At 68.2% G+C, this 16,003-nt stretch carries 14 protein-coding genes; 2 read left to right on the forward strand and 12 right to left on the reverse strand.

Annotated features, from left to right (window positions below):
• The first annotated feature begins 89 nt into the window (after window positions 1-89).
• Window positions 90-653: a PadR family transcriptional regulator gene (locus tag K6T84_RS00545; protein ID WP_224864928.1), complete on the forward strand. Its 564-nt coding sequence runs from the start codon at window positions 90-92 to the stop codon at window positions 651-653.
• Complete coding sequence (locus tag K6T84_RS00550; protein ID WP_224864927.1) at window positions 650-2,692, forward strand: NADPH-dependent 2,4-dienoyl-CoA reductase; 2,043 nt, start codon at window positions 650-652, stop codon at window positions 2,690-2,692. The genes K6T84_RS00545 and K6T84_RS00550 overlap by 4 nt, the downstream gene beginning before the upstream one ends.
• 90 nt (window positions 2,693-2,782) lie before the next feature.
• On the opposite strand, the gene K6T84_RS00555 is transcribed toward K6T84_RS00550, so the two are convergent.
• The 12 genes from K6T84_RS00555 to narH form a co-directional block, all read right to left on the reverse strand.
• Window positions 2,783-5,320 (reverse strand): bifunctional FO biosynthesis protein CofGH, encoded by a 2,538-nt coding sequence (locus K6T84_RS00555; protein ID WP_225401652.1) that lies wholly within the window; start codon window positions 5,318-5,320, stop codon window positions 2,783-2,785.
• A 42-nt stretch (window positions 5,321-5,362) separates the two neighbouring features.
• Window positions 5,363-5,794, reverse strand: coding sequence for a hypothetical protein (locus K6T84_RS00560; RefSeq protein WP_225401651.1), 432 nt, complete (start codon window positions 5,792-5,794; stop codon window positions 5,363-5,365).
• Between the two features lie 136 nt (window positions 5,795-5,930).
• Window positions 5,931-6,854 (reverse strand): N-acetyl-1-D-myo-inositol-2-amino-2-deoxy-alpha-D-glucopyranoside deacetylase, encoded by a 924-nt coding sequence (mshB, locus tag K6T84_RS00565; protein WP_225401650.1) that lies wholly within the window; start codon window positions 6,852-6,854, stop codon window positions 5,931-5,933.
• Window positions 6,855-6,893: 39 nt separating this feature from the next.
• The gene (locus K6T84_RS00570; protein WP_224864923.1) at window positions 6,894-7,790 is read right to left on the reverse strand and encodes a hypothetical protein; all 897 of its coding nucleotides are present in this window, start codon (window positions 7,788-7,790) and stop codon (window positions 6,894-6,896) included.
• A gap of 155 nt (window positions 7,791-7,945) precedes the next feature.
• Window positions 7,946-9,871, reverse strand: a complete 1,926-nt coding sequence (locus K6T84_RS00575; protein WP_224864922.1) for an ABC transporter family substrate-binding protein — start codon at window positions 9,869-9,871, stop codon at window positions 7,946-7,948.
• A gap of 23 nt (window positions 9,872-9,894) precedes the next feature.
• A complete protein-coding gene (gene typA, locus K6T84_RS00580) occupies window positions 9,895-11,781 on the reverse strand; it encodes a translational GTPase TypA (RefSeq protein ID WP_225401649.1) in 1,887 nt (628 codons plus the stop codon).
• A 51-nt stretch (window positions 11,782-11,832) separates the two neighbouring features.
• Window positions 11,833-12,222: a MarR family winged helix-turn-helix transcriptional regulator gene (locus K6T84_RS00585; protein WP_224864920.1), complete on the reverse strand. Its 390-nt coding sequence runs from the start codon at window positions 12,220-12,222 to the stop codon at window positions 11,833-11,835.
• A 38-nt stretch (window positions 12,223-12,260) separates the two neighbouring features.
• Window positions 12,261-12,644: a RidA family protein gene (locus K6T84_RS00590; protein ID WP_224864919.1), complete on the reverse strand. Its 384-nt coding sequence runs from the start codon at window positions 12,642-12,644 to the stop codon at window positions 12,261-12,263.
• Complete coding sequence (locus tag K6T84_RS00595) at window positions 12,641-12,988, reverse strand: DUF732 domain-containing protein (protein ID WP_224864918.1); 348 nt, start codon at window positions 12,986-12,988, stop codon at window positions 12,641-12,643. The genes K6T84_RS00590 and K6T84_RS00595 overlap by 4 nt, the downstream gene beginning before the upstream one ends.
• Entirely contained in the window at window positions 12,985-13,728 is a 744-nt protein-coding gene (gene narI / locus K6T84_RS00600; RefSeq protein ID WP_224864917.1) for a respiratory nitrate reductase subunit gamma, read from the reverse strand. The genes K6T84_RS00595 and narI overlap by 4 nt, the downstream gene beginning before the upstream one ends.
• Complete coding sequence (narJ, locus tag K6T84_RS00605) at window positions 13,725-14,393, reverse strand: nitrate reductase molybdenum cofactor assembly chaperone (RefSeq protein WP_225401648.1); 669 nt, start codon at window positions 14,391-14,393, stop codon at window positions 13,725-13,727. Before narJ ends, narI begins: the two co-directional genes overlap by 4 nt.
• Entirely contained in the window at window positions 14,390-16,000 is a 1,611-nt protein-coding gene (gene narH / locus K6T84_RS00610) for a nitrate reductase subunit beta (RefSeq protein ID WP_224864915.1), read from the reverse strand. The genes narJ and narH overlap by 4 nt, the downstream gene beginning before the upstream one ends.
• Between the last annotated feature and the right edge of the window lie 3 nt (window positions 16,001-16,003).

Below are 16,003 nucleotides of genomic sequence, written 5' to 3' on the forward strand. Positions count from 1 at the left end.
AGCCGCCACCCCGGCGAGCCCCTCCCTATGCACCCAGTTGCTGTGCAACAAGTTGCATAGCAGGGGTGAGCGTGCCTATGCTCTCGCCCGTGGCACTTCCCCACGCGATCCTGGTGTCGCTGCGCGAGCAGTCCGGCTCCGGCTATGAGCTCGCGCACCGCTTCGACAACTCGATCGGGTATTTCTGGAGCGCCACCCACCAGCAGATCTACCGCACGTTGCGAACTATGGAGGCCGACGGCTGGGTGCACGTCACCGAGGTGACCCAGCAGGGGCGTCCGGACAAGAAGGTCTACACAGTGGCCGAGGCGGGCCGCGCCGAGTTGGCCCGCTGGATCTGCGCGCCGCTGTCCGGACGCGGCAGCTCGGTGGTGGACAACCGGCTTCGTGAGCTGGCCGTCAAGATCCGCGCCGCCGGCTACGGCGACGCCGAGGCGGTGCGCGACCAGGCCAACACGCTGCGCGCCGAGCGTGCCGAGCGGCTCGATGTCTACCGCGCCCTGGCGAAAAAGCAGTTCCCCGATCCGAGCTCGCTGACCGGCGCCGGGTTGCATCAGTACCTGGTGCTGCGCGGCGGAATCCGGGCCGAGGAGAGCGCGGTGGACTGGCTCGACGAAGTAGCACAGGCATTCCAGACGAAGGCGGCACCATGACAGGCGAATCCAGCAATCCGTATCCGATCATGTTGTCCCCGTTGGACTTGGGGTTCACCACGCTGCGCAACCGGGTGGTGATGGGCTCGATGCACACCGGCTTGGAGGATCGAGCCTCCGACACGGGCAAGCTCGCCGAGTACTTCGCGACACGTGCCCGTGGCGGCGTCGGGCTGATCATCACCGGCGGGTACGCGCCCAACCGGTCGGGTTGGCTCCTGCCGTTCGCCTCGGCGATGAACACCCCCGCCGACGCCCGCCGCCACCGCCGGATCACCGCTGCGGTACACGACGCCGGCGGAAAGATCCTGCTGCAGGTGCTGCACGCGGGACGCTATGCATACCACCCGTTCTCGGTGAGCGCATCGGCGATCAAGGCGCCGATCAACCCGTTCCGGCCGCGGGCACTGACGACCCGCGGCGTCGACTCCACCATCGACGACTTCGCTCGGGCCGCCGAGTTGGCCCGCGAGGCCGGCTACGACGGCGTGGAGATCATGGGCAGCGAAGGCTACCTACTCAACCAGTTCCTGGCACCGCGGACCAACAGGCGCACCGACCGCTACGGCGGCAGCGCGGAGAACCGGCGCCGCTTCCCGGTGCAGGTGGTGGCGCGCACCCGTGCCGCAGTCGGACCGGACTTCATCATCTGCTATCGCATGTCGATGGCCGACTACGTCGAAGAGGGTCAGACCTGGGACGAAACCCTGGCGTTGGCAACCGATGTCGAGGCGGCCGGGGCCACCATGATCAACTCCGGCTTCGGTTGGCACGAGGCCCGGGTGCCGACCATCGTGACGTCGGTTCCCAACAGTGCCTTCGTCGACATAAGCAGTGCGGTCGCCGATCACGTCACGATCCCGGTGGTGGCGTCGAATCGGATCAACATGCCGCAGGCGTGCGAGCAAGTGCTCGCCGAGACCTCGGTGCAGTTGATCTCGATGGCTCGGCCGATGCTGGCCGACCCGGACTGGGTCAACAAGGCGGCCGACGATCGGGCGCAGGAGATCAACACCTGCATCGCGTGCAACCAGGCCTGTCTGGACCACGCGTTCGTGCACAAGAAGGTGTCGTGTCTGGTCAATCCGCGTGCCGGACACGAGACCACCCTGGTGCTCGGGCCGACCCGCAGCCGCCGGCGCATCGCGGTGGTGGGCGCCGGGCCGGCCGGCCTGGCGGCAGCGGTGTCGGCCGCCGAACGAGGCCACGACGTGACGCTGTTCGAGGCGAACGAGTTCATCGGCGGTCAATTCGACCTGGCCAAGCGGATTCCCGGCAAGGAGGAGTTCGCCGGCACGATTCGCTACTACACGGCGATGTTGGACAAGTACGCGGTGACGGTGCGATTGGGCAGCCGCGCGGTTGTGGCCGAGCTGGTCGGGTTCGACGAGGTGGTGCTGGCCACCGGTGTGAAGCCCCGCATTCCGCAGATCCCCGGCATTGACCATCCGATGGTGCTGTCCTACGCCGAGGCGATCACCGGCCGGCCGGTGGGACGTTCGGTGGCGGTGGTGGGGGCCGGCGGGATCGGCTTCGATGTCAGCGAGTTCCTGGTGATTGCAAACGCTGCCGACTCCCCCACCCTGAATCTCAAAGAGTGGAAGGCCGAATGGGGCGCCGCGGACCCGTGGGACGCCCCCGGCGCGCTGGTGAAGCCCGACCCCGCACCACCGGCCCGCCAGGTCTATCTGCTGGCCCGCACCGGGGGAGCCCAGGGGCGCAAACTGGGCAAGACCACCGGCTGGGTGCACCGGGCTTCGGTTAAAGCCAAAGGTGTCCAACAGATCTCCGGAGTCAACTACGACCTCATCGACGACGCCGGTCTGCACATCAGTTACGGGCGTGAGAAGTCACGGCCGCAGGTGCTGGCCGTGGACAACGTGGTGATCTGCGCCGGCCAGGAGTCGGTCCGCGACCTGGAGGATGGGCTGCGCGAACACGGGGTGAGCCCGCACGTCATCGGCGGTGCAGCGCTGGCGACCGAACTGGACGCCAAGCGGGCGATCAAGCAGGGCACCGAGCTGGCCGCGCGACTCTGACGCTCTTCCGCCGAGCGTGCACTAAGGTTCACCCCGACCTGCGGCAATAGCGAACATTTGTGCACGCTCGGCGGAAAGGGTCGGCGGAGATTAGGCGGGCAGCGGCGCGTAGTCGGTGGCGCGCTGCCGCGCCGGGCGGCCGATACCCTCGGCGATCACCGTCAGCTCCTCGATGGTCTTGGCCGACCCGTACTCGGAGCCGGCCATCCGGGAGATGGTCTCCTCCATCAGAGTTCCGCCCAGATCGTTGGCCCCGCCGTTGAGCATCACCTGGGTGCGCTCGACCCCCAGCTTGACCCAACTGGTCTGAATGTTGGGGATGCGGCCGTGCAGCATGATGCGGGCCAGCGCGTGCACCGCGCGGTTGTCCCGGTGACTCGGGCCGGGCCGTGACCCGCCGGCCAGATACAGCGGTGAGCTCTGGTGGACGAACGGCAACGGCACGAACTCGGTGAAACCACCTGTGCGGTCTTGGATGTCGCGCAGTACCCGGAGGTGTCCGATCCAGTGCCGCGGCGAATCGATGTGGCCGTACATCATCGTCGAGCTGGACCGCAGTCCGACCTCGTGCGCGGTGGTGATCACCTCGACCCACATCGAGGTCGGCAGCTTGCCCTTGGTCAGCACCCAGCGGATCTCGTCGTCGAGGATCTCCGCGGCGGTGCCCGGGATGCTGCCCAGGCCGGCCTCCCGCAGGCTGATCAGCCACTCGCGAATGCTCAAGCCGCTCTTGGACACTCCGTTGGTGATCTCCATCGGGGAGAACGCGTGCACGTGCATCGACGGCACCCGGGCTTTGACCGCGCGCACCAGGTCGGCGTAACCGGTGACCGGCAGCTCCGGGTCGATCCCGCCCTGCATGCAGACCTCGGTGGCGCCGGCCAGGTGTGCCTCGTAGGCGCGTTCGCCGACTTCGTCATTCGACAGCGAGAACGCGTCCGCGTCGCCCTTGCGCTGGGCGAACGCACAGAACCGGCAGCCCACGTAGCAGATGTTGGTGAAGTTGATGTTCCGGTTGACCACGTAGGTGACGTCGTCTCCGACGGCCTCGCGGCGCAGCGAATCCGCCAGTGCGGCAATGGCATCCAATGCAGGCCCGTCCGCGGTGGCCAGGGCCAGATACTCGGCGTCGGTGCAGCCGGCCGGGTCACGTTCGGCCGAGCGCAGCGCGGCCAGCACATCGGTGTCGACGCGCTCGGGTGCGCGGGCCGCCAGTTCGTGGATCTGTTCGCGGATCGACTCCCAGTCCCCGAACGCACTGCCCAGGTCACTGCGGGTCTCGGTGGCCCGGCCGTCCACATCGATGGCGGTGTGCAGATCCACCCGTCCGGCGGAGACCACCTCGTCGGGCTCCTGCCAGGCCAACCCCACCGGGTTGACGTCACGCGCCCAGCCGGTGTCCGGGTCGGCAAGTGCCGTGACGTGCGGGCGCACCCGCGGATCGATCCACGCCGCCCCGGCCTGCACGTAATCGGGCTGCGCGGTCAGCCGCTGCACCAGGTCGTAGCCGGCCTGTTCGGTGACCGCGGCCAGGTCGTCCAGCGCCGGCCAGGGGCGCTCGGGGTTGACGTGGTCCGGGGTCAGCGGCGACACCCCGCCCCAGTCGTCGACGCCGGCGCCGATCAGGGCCAGGCACTCCTCCGCCGACACCAGGTTGGGCGGCGCCTGGATCCGCATCTTCGGGCCCAGCACCAGCCGGGCCGCCGCCACGGTGGCCACGAACTCCTCGAAGCCCGCATCGGGCGTCGCCGCCATCGCGGTGTGTTCCTTGGCCCGGAAGTTCTGCACGATCACTTCCTGGATGTGGCCGAACTCCTTGTGCACCTTGCGGATCGCGTGCAGGGTGTCGGCACGCTCGGCAAGCGTCTCGCCGATGCCGACCAGCAGCCCGGTGGTGAACGGGATGGAGAGCCGGCCGGCGTCGGTCAAGGTGCGCAGCCGCACCACCGGGTCCTTGTCGGGGCTGCCGTAGTGCGCCAGGCCCTTGGTCTCGAACAGTCGCCGGGACGTGGTCTCGAGCATCATGCCCATCGACGGCGCCACCGGCTTGAGGCGCGACATCTCCGACCAGCTCATCACCCCGGGGTTCAGGTGCGGCAGCAGCCCGGTCTCCTCCAGCACCCGGATCGCCATTGCCCGCACATAGGCCAGCGTGCTGTCGTACCCGCGCTCGTCGAGCCACTGCCGGGCTTCGGGCCAACGGTCTTCAGGGCGGTCACCGAGAGTGAAAAGCGCTTCCTTGCAACCTAATTCCGCACCGCGACGGGCGATTTCGAGGATCTCGTCGGGCCCGAGATACATCTGCTTGCCCTGGGCTCGCAGCACGCCGGGAACGGTGACGAATGTGCAGTAGTGGCAGGTGTCGCGGCACAGGTGGGTGACCGGGATGAACACCTTGCGCGAGTAGCTGACCGGCAGCCGCCCGCCCGGCCCGCGCCGGCCGGCCGAGACCAGTCCCGCATCGCGCACCCGGGCGGCGCTGGCGCACAGGTCGGCCAGGTCGGCGCCGCGGGCGGTCAACGCGACGGCGGTTTCCTCGGGGTTGAGCAGCACACCGTCGCGGGCCCGCCGCAGCACGCGCCGCAACGCCGACGGGTTCGTCACCCGCACACCTGAAATCTCGCGCATGCCATAACCGCCACAGTAGTCGGCGCGCCCAACCGACCTTGTTCAGGGACTGCCGGCATTGAGTGCCTGCCGGCGGCGCCACAGCACCCACGCCGGCGGTGCGCTGCCCAGCGCGATCAGCAACAGCACGCCGTAGGCCATCGGACCGCGGTCGACGAAGATCAGATCGTCACCCGGCCCGCCGAACGTCATCAAGGCGATGGTCATCAGCCAGGTCCACAGTGGTAGCGCAGCCAGTCGCAGGGAGGTGGTGCAGCGCAGCGCGACCCGGACCAGGCCGGCGTTGACCAGGCCCCCGATCAGTGCGCTCAGCGGGAACGGGACGGCGCCGAGGTGCGCGGGCAGGAGCAGCGCCGACGACACGGCGCACAACACGCCGTCGACGGCCAGCAGGGCCAGCACCGGGTAGTTGACTGCGCGGTCCGGTGTAGCGGGAGGGATCGCGGGCTCGGAGAGCGGCGCGACCGTGGTCAAGTGGGGATGCTGTCCAGCTGGCTGACCATCGAACCGATCATCCACTGGTAGCTGTCAATCCACCACTGCCAGTGCTCCAAGTTCGGGTCCAGATCGGGATCCATGCCTACCTCACCTGCCGATGTCGCGACGTTGCTCAGCTGGAGCTTACCCGGCGGCCCGCTGCTCCGAACTCAAGTCCGGCCAGAAGGTCGGTTTCCCATCCCCGGGAATCACGCGGACCGGCCCGGCCGGCGACCAGAATATAGTGCTCACTGTCCAGAATCGGCTGGGCGACGTCGTTGGACAGCGCAAATGCCCGACCGGTGGGGCCGACGGTGATCTGGGTGGCGTGCGCGGTCATGGCGGCGATCTTGGCGGCGCGCGACGCGCCCGCTTCTACGACGGCATCGATCCGCTCGTCGGGGAAGTCCCCGGGGTGGACGGCGTCGACACCCTCGGCGGGCACCGTCCAGTGCGGCAGCCGATCCGCAGCACCCAGCGCCCGTCCGGCCTCCCGGCGGGCACTGCCGGCGGTCACCGTCCAGTAGAACTTCGGTGTAGCCCAGCCGGCGGCGCCCGCGGCTCCCCTTTCGCTGGCGGCCACCGCGGCGGTCGTCACGTGGTGAGCGTGGATGTGGTCGGGGTGCCCGTAGCCGCCGTACGGGTCGTAGCCGACGACCACGTGCGGCCGCAGCTGCCGGATCAGGGCGGCCAGCGCGGTGACGGTGTCGGCGTCGTCGGCGTCGATGAACCGCTGTTGGTGCCGGGCGGGGGTGCCGGCCATCCCCGAATCGCGCCAGCGCCCGGCTCCCCCGAGGAACCGCGGCGGACCGGCACCCAGTGCCCGAAGCGCCGCGGTCAGTTCACCGATCCGGTAGCCCCCGAGCTGGTCGGCCTGATCCACCGCCAGGTGCGCCCACCGGTCGCCGATGACCTCACCCTCCTCGCCCAGGGTGCAGGTCAGCACGTGTACGTCCGCGCCGCGGGCGCAGTAGTGCGCGATGGTGGCCCCGGTCGTCAGCGTCTCGTCGTCGGGGTGGGCGTGGACGAACAACAGCCGCGGAGTCTGATCCGACACGGCCGGAACCCTACCGCCGCGCGCCGCCTGGCGCCGCTTTCAGAACAGGCCGCCGAACAGGTCAGCCCAGTCGATGCTGCCCAGCAGGGTCATGTTTTCGGCCTGGATGGCATTGATGATGTCGGTGAATTCAGTCGGGCTGAGTCCGAACAGGGTGCTCCAGTCGGCGTCGGCCAGCCCCGGCTCAAAGTGGCTGAGCAGGCTGGTGTGGGCGTCGAACGGAATCCCGAACAGGCTGTTGAACGCGCTCTCGTTCTGCGCCAGCAGAGTGTTGTTGACGCTGAAGATCCAGTTCACAGCCTCGTTGACCTCGGGGCTGTCGCCGAACAGCCGTTCGGCGGCCAAGAGCTGCGCTTCGACCAGGGCGCTGTTGAGCTGCGCTTCCATGGCTGCGACCGCGGCGGTCAACGACTGGTACGCCAGCGGCAGATCCACGGCGAGTCCGGCGAGCAGCGTGGCGGCCGCGGCGCCCACCGCCTGCTCGGTGCCACCGAGCACCGATGTGGTCGTCGGTCCGACGGTGCCGCCGACAACGCCCGCTTCAATCGACTCGAGAACCCCTGCGACACCCTGCTGCAGGGCCTGCGTGTCCAGGCCGCCACCGGCCAGGTCTTTGGCCAACTCGTCGCTGATCGCCAGTTCGCCGGTCGAGTCGGAGCCACCTCCGAGGAGGTCATCGTTGCCACCGTTCCACAACACGTCACCCAGGCTGACATGCGCAGTGCCACCGTCGCCAGTGCCGGCCAGGTCCGGCCGTACATGGTTTTCGACGGTCTCGACCGCGGGGCCGGTGTCGACGTTGATCGCGGACAGGTCGAAGTCGCGAATCTGCACGTCCGCGAGGGGCTGTGACATCGAGGTCAGGCCCACGACCAAACCGGCGGCCGCCAGAGCCGCCGCCGCCGTCACGCCACACCGTTGAGCAAGGTGGTCCATCAACAACCCCTCCAACACGAACCGGAAAGTTGCTTAATACTACCCAAGAGTTGTCTGTGCGCAAGACGCCCAAGGGGCCAAGTTCACTCGAGGCTAACACGGTGCTACTGGTGCCCCCGCCTTCCGCCAAGCTAACTCTCAGCAAAGCGGCAGGATCACGGCCGCTTGACCCAGCCCCCGGCATCACCGACGATGCCCACCGGCACCGCCCCGGACATGCTGACGTTCGTCACGCTCGGGCCGACCGCCACGATCGTGGTGTCCTGCAGAATCGGCAGCACCGTCGCCATGTTCCACAGCCTGGGTTCCACCACCGAGATCACCTCGCCGATGCTCTTGGAGCCGTCGAGCGCGGCGTTGATCTCGCTCTGGATGCCGCGATCACAGACACCGGTGATGTTCGACGGCGCCTGCACCAGCGCCCCGGGGCCGGCCGCCTTCGGCGGCACCGTCGACGCCGGGGTGTTCGGCGCGGCCGGCGGCACCGTCGACGCCGGGGTGTTCGGTGGCGCGGATGCCTCCGGTGTCGGCGACGGTGTCGGTGCCGCCCGGCCCGGTGCCGAGACGGCGGTGGACTCCAGCGCGACGCAGCCGTAGCGCGACGCCAGCAGGGTGGCCAGATCGCCGCCCGCCGGCTGCCAGCCGACGATGGCGTCGACCTGGTTGGTCAACATGGCCTCCCGGTACAGCTTCACCGGGTCCAGCGCCAGCACGGTCGCCGCGATCCCGACGTTGCGCAGCTGATCGGCCGCGGTGTTGGCCACCGCCAGCGAGGCCGGGTCGTTGGCGCCGACCCCGATGGTCAGCGACAACTGCTCGTCGCCCTTGCTGATCCGCCCGCGGGTGTTCTCCTGCGGGCCGACAGGCGGCCCCGTTGACGGGGCCGGCGCGGCCGGGGGCGCATCCTTCTCCAACCGGTAACCGGCCGAGTGCAGCAGCGTCAGCGCCGCCTGCTCCGACATGGCTGGCGGCGCGGTCGGCACGTAGCCGGGGTCGCTGGGGGTACGGATCTGCGCCTGATCCAGCATGACGGTGTTGTCGCTGCCGGCGCCCACGGTGGCCAGCAGGCTCACGTCGAGCAGCCCGAGGATGGCCCGCCGCACCCGCGCGTCGGCCAGCTTGGGTTCGACGGCGCGCAGGGCCAACTGCATCACCCGCGGCGTTACCACCCGGGAGGTCTGCACGCCCGGAATCACCGACAGCTGCGCGAACGCGGCCGAACCGCCGTGTACCTGGGCGACCTGGGTGTCGCCGTTGCGGATCGAGTCGGCCAGCGCGGCCGCCGACCCGGCCCGGCGGAACAGGATCAGGTCGGGTTTGGCGGGCGGGCCCCAGTACCGGTCGTTGCGGGCCAGCAGGATGGCGTCACGCTGCGGGTCGATGTTCTCCACCCGGAACTGACCGCCGGTGACCGGCAGCGCCCGCGCCAGCCCGGCCGGGAATCCACCCGGCACGTCCTTGACGATGTGCGCGGGCAGGATGTTGGTGAACAGTTCCCGCCAGGCCGGATACGGCTTGGCGAAGGTGACCACCACCTGCTTGCCGCCGTCGACGGACTGCACCCCGTTGATCAGGTCATAGCCTGCCGGGTCGACAACGCCGGGCTGGCTGACCATCTGCTGCCACAGGTACCAGAAGTCGTCGGCGGCGATCGGAGCGTTGTCGGTCCAGGACGCCTCGGGCCGGATCCGGTAGGTGACGGTGAAGGGCACGTCATCGGTCACCTTCGCCGATACCAGCAGGTTCGGGTCCATCTCCCAGCGCGAACCGGTCGGTGTGTTGGAGTCCACGACGGGCCGGAATGCGCTCGGCAGCACCAGAGCACTGACCGCCGCGTTGACCGGCGACAGGTCAGAGCGCAGGTGCGGGTTGAAACCGGCGCCGATCGAGTCGATGCCCATGATGATCTGGCTGATCCGGGGCGGCGGGGGCGCCGTGCTCTTGGTGGTCTCGGTACTCTGCGGGGCCGGCGGCGGATTGACCGTGCAGCCCGTGGTGGCCTGCGTCAAGGTCAGTAGCATCGCCGAAATCAGCGCTCCCGCAGTCACATGGGGGCGGCGGACTGGCTTCGGCACGGGCACTAGGGTATCCGGCGAACCCGGAGCTAGAGGTTCTTGGCCCGGGAGCGGCTGCGCGCCCGCAACGTCGAGTCCAGTTCTACCTTGCGGACCCGGACCACCTCGGGGGTGACCTCTACGCACTCGTCTGCCGCACAGAACTCCATCGCCTGCTCCAGGTCCAGCTCAATCGGACGGGCCAGCGTCTCCATCACATCGGCCGTCGACGACCGCATGTTGGTCAGCTTCTTCTCCTTGGTGACGTTGATGTCGAGGTCCTCGGCCCGAGGATTGATCCCGACCACCATGCCCTGGTAAGTGTCCTGGCCCGGCTCGACGAAGAACTGCCCACGGTCAGCCAGCTGGATCAGCGCGAACGGCGTGATGGACCCGGCCCGGTCGCTCACCAGCGACCCGGTGTGCCGCGCCCGGATCTCGCCGGCCCACGGCTGGTAACCCTCGAACACCGCGTTGGCGATGCCGGTGCCGCGAGTCTCGGTGAGGAAGTCGGTGCGCCAGCCGATCAGGCCGCGGCTGGGGATGATGAACTCCATCCGCACCCAGCCGGTGGTGTGGTTGGCCATCTCGGTCATCCGGCCCTTGCGGCCGGCAGCGAGCTGGGTGATGGCGCCGACGTACTCCTCGGGGCAGTCGACCGTGAGGTGCTCGAACGGCTCGTGCACCTTGCCGTCGACCTTGCGGGTCACCACCTGCGGCTTGCCGACGGTCAGCTCGAAGCCCTCGCGGCGCATCTGCTCGACCAGAATGGCCAGCGCCAGCTCGCCACGGCCCTGCACCTCCCAAGCGTCGGGACGGCCGATGTCGACCACCCGGACCGAGACGTTGCCGATCAGCTCGGTGTCCAGACGCGACTTGACCATCCGCGCGGTCAGCTTGTGGCCGGAGACCTTCCCCGCCAGCGGCGAGGAGTTGGTACCGATGGTCACCGAGATCGCCGGTTCGTCGACGCTGATGCGTGGCAGCGCGACAGGAGAGGCCAGGTCAGCCAGGGTGTCACCGATCATGATGTCGCCGATGCCGGCGACCGCGACGATGTCCCCGGCCGCCGCCTCCTCCGTCGGGGTGCGCTCCACGCCCTCGGTGACCAGCAGTTCGGTGATCTTGGCGGTGGTGGTCACCGGTTCGCCGTCGACCTCGCGCATCCAGGCGACCTGCTGGCCCTTGCGGATGCGGCCGTTGTAGACCCGGATCAGGGCGAGCCGGCCCAGGAACGGCGAAGCGTCGAGGTTGGTGACCAGCGCCTGCAGCGGCGCCTCCGGGTCGCCCGACGGCGGCGGCACGTGCTCGAGCAGGACGTCGAACAGCTCGTCGAGGTTCTCCCCGTCGGGAACGGAGCCGTCGGCCGGTGCAGTCGTGCTGCACACCCCGGCACGGCCGGATGCGTAGAGCGTCGGCAGGCCCAGCGCATGCTCGGCAGCTGCCTGCGCCTCGTCGTCGAGATCGCTGGCCACGTCGAGCAGCAGATCGTGGCTGGCGTCGACCACCTCGGAGATGCGGGCGTCGGGCCGGTCGGTCTTGTTGACCACCAGAATCACCGGCAGGTGCGCGGCCAGCGCCTTGCGCAGCACGAACCGGGTCTGCGGCAGCGGCCCCTCGGAGGCGTCCACCAGCAGCACCACGCCGTCGACCATGGACAGCCCGCGTTCCACCTCGCCGCCGAAGTCGGCGTGACCCGGGGTGTCGATCACGTTGATGACGGTGACGGTGCCGTCCGGGTTGTGGCGATGCACGGCCGTGTTCTTGGCCAGGATCGTGATGCCCTTTTCACGCTCCAGGTCACCGGAGTCCATGATGCGCTCTTTGTCGTCGTCACCGCGATGCGAGAGGGCGCCGGACTGGCGGAGCATGGCGTCGACCAGAGTCGTCTTGCCGTGGTCTACGTGCGCGACGATGGCGACGTTACGAAAGTTCACCGGGCGATTCTGCCAGCGCACCCTGTCAATCGCGAAAACATGAAAGCCACGTCACAGCTTGAGGGGGGACTCGTCGGAGAACCTCTGCAGCTCTTCGAGGTGCAGTTCGGTCAGTGACTGCAGGCACTGCGCCGACGTTTCGGTGAGCTGCAGCCGGATCACCCGCTGGTCCTCACTGTCGCGGACCCGGGTGACCAGGCCGGCCGCCTCGGCTCGCTGGATCAGCTCACCGGCACTGTGGTGGCGCAACAGCAGATACTCGGCGATGTCTCCGACCGTCGGCCCCCGCGAGTCACTGTGCCCCCGCACGGCCAGCAACAACTGGTGCTGGGCCGGGGTAAGCCCGGCGGCCTGAGCCTGGTCGGCGCTCCACCGTTCGAAGCGGCGCAGCCGGGTCCGGAACGTGAGTAGCCGGGTGTAGACATCGTCTGGCAGTGCCACGCAGGTAACTCTAAGCCGACGATGCCGAGCTGTCCCAGTCAGCGCAGCCGTGCGTTGACCCGAATCTCGACGACCGCCCCCGGGATCGCCAGTTCGGAGATTCCCACGGCGGTCCAGGCCGGGTAGGGACGGGACACGAAAGAGTTCTTGACGGCAATGAACTCGTCGATGTGCCCGGAGAGCCCGACGTGGTAGGTGGTCATCTCGACGACGTCGGCGAGGGTGAGCCGAGCTTCGGCGAGCAGGCTACGCAGGTTCTCGAAGGCCAGGGTGAACTGCTCGGTGAGGTCCTCGGGCACGCTCAGGTCGGGACGGTGACCGATCATGCCCGAGCAGCGCAGGTGATCGTCGTCGATGACGGCGGGGGCGTAGTGGTAGGTGTCGTACATCGGTTGCATCCACGCCGGGATGACGACCTTCACGGTTGCTCCGTCGTATGCATCAACTGATCAGGGCAGTACGTATGCGCCGCGATGCCGACGAACAACGTTCCGTGCTCGGTGGACAGGCCCGGATTGCGCGCCTTGAGGCCTTCGAGCACCTCGGGGCTCGGTCGGCCTTCGGCGATCAGCCCGCACACCAGCTTCGCGGTGATAATCGCCTGATCGGCATGGTTGTAGGTGATTCCCGACGCCCGCAGAGCCCCCAGAAAGGTGTTGTCGGTGTCGGTGGTGGCGGGATCGGCCTGCACCGGGCCGGCCAGCGCCGCGGCTGCGATGGCGGCCGGCCCGGCCACTCCGGCCAGCAGCGCTGCGCGGTGCGTCACCAGCCCCGCCGTTCCGGTCGGGAGCCCATCGGCTGGCCCCGCATGGCTACGTCGCGGCTGCGGTAGACGATGTAGGGCCGGAACAGGTATCCGACCGGGGCACTGAACGCGTGCACGAGGCGGGTGAACGGCCAGAGCGCGAACAGCGCCAGCGCGATCATCACGTGCACCTGGAAGTAGATGGGCGCCTGCACCATCAGATCCCCGCGCGGATCCAGCGTCCAGATCGAGCGGAACCAGACCGAGACGGTCTGCCGGTAATCATGCGCCTCACCATAAGCGGTGGTGCCCATCAGCGTGCAGGACATACCGGCCACCAAAGCGCAGACCAGCACCAGGTACATCAGTTTGTCGTTGACGCTGGTCGCCTTGAACACCGATCGTTCGGTGCGGCGCCGGTAGATCAGCAGCCCAACGCCGATCAGGGTGGCGATGCCGGCGGGAAGGCCCAGAATCAGCGCCTGCATGTGGTAGAGCCGGTCGCTCATCCCCAGGGCCTGGGTCCATGATTCCGGGACGAACAGTCCCATGATGTGCCCGGCGATAACCACGAAGCTGCCGAAATGGAACATCGGGCTGCCGATCCGCAGCAGCTTGGATTCATACAGCTGCGACGAGCGCGTGGTCCAGCCGAACTTGTCGTAGCGGTAGCGCCACCAGATGGCGACGACGACGATGGCCAGCACGAAATACGGCCCGATGTCCCACCACAGCTCCGCGGCGTTGTTGGCGTTCGTCATCGGGTCGGCACCTTCGGCATCCCGAGCGACACGGTCGCCGAATACGGTTGCAGCCCGACGGCTTCCGCGGGCGGGCCGGAGGCCATCAGCTCACTCACGTTGTGTACCTCCTGGTCGGTCGCCATCGGCAGTGTCTCGCACACCGCGGCGACGGCGTGGGCATACGGCGATCCCGCATCGGACAGCGCCTTGTGCAGCACATCGATCGGCACCCGGTGCGCCAGCAGCAGCCGGCGGCCGGCCTCGGGGTCGACCAGTGCGGCGAACTCCAGCACCACCGGCAGTTGATCGGGCGCCTCACCGGCGGGAGGCTCTGCGCCGGCCTCGCGATAGGCGGTGGCGAAAGCCAGCATCTGCATCCCCCGGTTACGGGTGTCCCCGCCGGTCCAATAGGTCAGCAGCAGTGTCGAGCGACGTCGCATATCGAAGGTCTCCACATAATCGACCGCAGCCGTCATCGGATCCGAGGCGCGCAGCGCGGCCACCGTGCGCCGCAACAGATCCGCCGGCGTCTGGTCCGCGTGGACGAGCAGCGCTTCGACGGTGTCGAGCCGCTGCCACAGCTGCTCGTCCGGATAGGCCAGCAACAATGACGCCGCCTGCCACACCGCCCGATCACCCGGCCCGCCGGGTTGGCGCCGCAGCGAGCGGATCAACCGCTTCACGTCTGCTCCGGGAACATCTCGGGCTCCGCCCGGTCACCGCCGCCCCAGTTGAGCAGGTTGGTCCTGCCCCGCGGTCGCTGGGCGTGTCCACCGTTCTCGACCATGTGAAACGACGCCCCCGCCTCACCGTCGGCGCCGACGAACGGGTCGTCCTCGTGCCCGTTGGGGCCGCCGGTGATGGAGCACCCCATGTGTTCCAGATCGTGCGCCTGCTGGCTGTAGGCGGTGGGAATCACGTAGCGCTCTTCGTATTTCGCGATCGCGAGCAGACGGTACATGCTGTACATCTCCTCCTCGGTCATGCCGACCGCGGCGGGGATGTGTGGTTGGGTCTCGCGCCCCAGGCTGATGTCGCGCATATAGGAGCGCATCGCCGCGAGCCGTCGCAGCACGTCTTCGATGATTCCGGTGTCACCGGCGGTGAACAGTTCGGCTAGGTAGGCCATCGGGATGCGCAGTGCCTCCAGCGCACCGAATAGGTTGCCCATGTCTTCGCCGTCGTGCCCGTCCCGACTGACGGCGTCGACCACCGGCGACAGCGGGGGGACGTACCAGACCATCGGCATGGTCCGGTACTCCGGGTGCAGCGGCAACGCCACCTTGAAGGTGTTGATCAACGCGTGGATCGGCGAGCGTTGGGCGGCCTCGATCCAGGCGTCGGAGATCCCCTCGGCACGCGCACCGGCGATCACCTCCGGGTCGTTCGGGTCCAGGAACACCTCGCGCTGCGCCTCGTAGAGGTCGGTGTCTTTTTCCACCGACGCCGCCTCCAGCACCCTGTCGGCGTCGTAGAGCACCAGCCCGATGTAGCGCAGCCGCCCGACACAGGTCTCCGAGCAGATGGTCGGCAGGCCGACTTCGATACGCGGGTAGCAGAAGTGGCACTTCTCGGCCTTGCCGGTCTTGTGGTTGAAATACACCTTTTTGTACGGGCAGCCCGACACGCACAGCCGCCAGCCTCGGCAGCGGTCCTGATCGACAAGCACGATGCCGTCTTCTTCGCGTTTGTAGATCGCCCCGGTCGGGCACGACGCCACACACGACGGGTTCAGGCAGTGCTCGCAGATGCGCGGCAGGTAGAACATGAACGTCTCTTCGAGCTCACTTTTGACCTGGTCACTGACCTTGCGCAGGATCGGGTCGTTGACCAGGTTCTCCGGGGAGCCGGCGAGGTTGTCGTCCCAGTTGGGGCCCCACTCGATCTTGGCCGGATCGCCGGTGATCGCGCTGCGCGGCTCGGCGACCGGAATGGTGTCACCCAGCGGGGCGGTGGTCAGGTTGTCGTAGTCGTAGGTCCAGGGCTCGTAGTAGTCCTTCAACCCGGGCAGGTTGGGGTTGGCGAAGATGTTGAGCAGCTTGTGGACTCGGCCACCGGCCAGCAGGCGCAGCCGGCCCTTCTTGTCCAGCGTCCAGCCGCCCTTCCAGCGGTCCTGGTCTTCGTAGGTGCGCGGATAGCCTCCGCCGGGCCGGGTTTCGACGTTGTTGAACCAGACGTATTCGGTGCCCTCGCGGTTGGTCCAGGCCTGTTTGCAGGTCACCGAGCAGGTGTGGCACCCGATGCATTTGTCCAGGTTCATCACCATGGCCATCTGCGCCATTACTTTCATCTT

Origin of the sequence: Mycobacterium zoologicum, from assembly GCF_020181635.2 — a bacterium.
Lineage (GTDB): Bacteria > Actinomycetota > Actinomycetes > Mycobacteriales > Mycobacteriaceae > Mycobacterium > Mycobacterium zoologicum.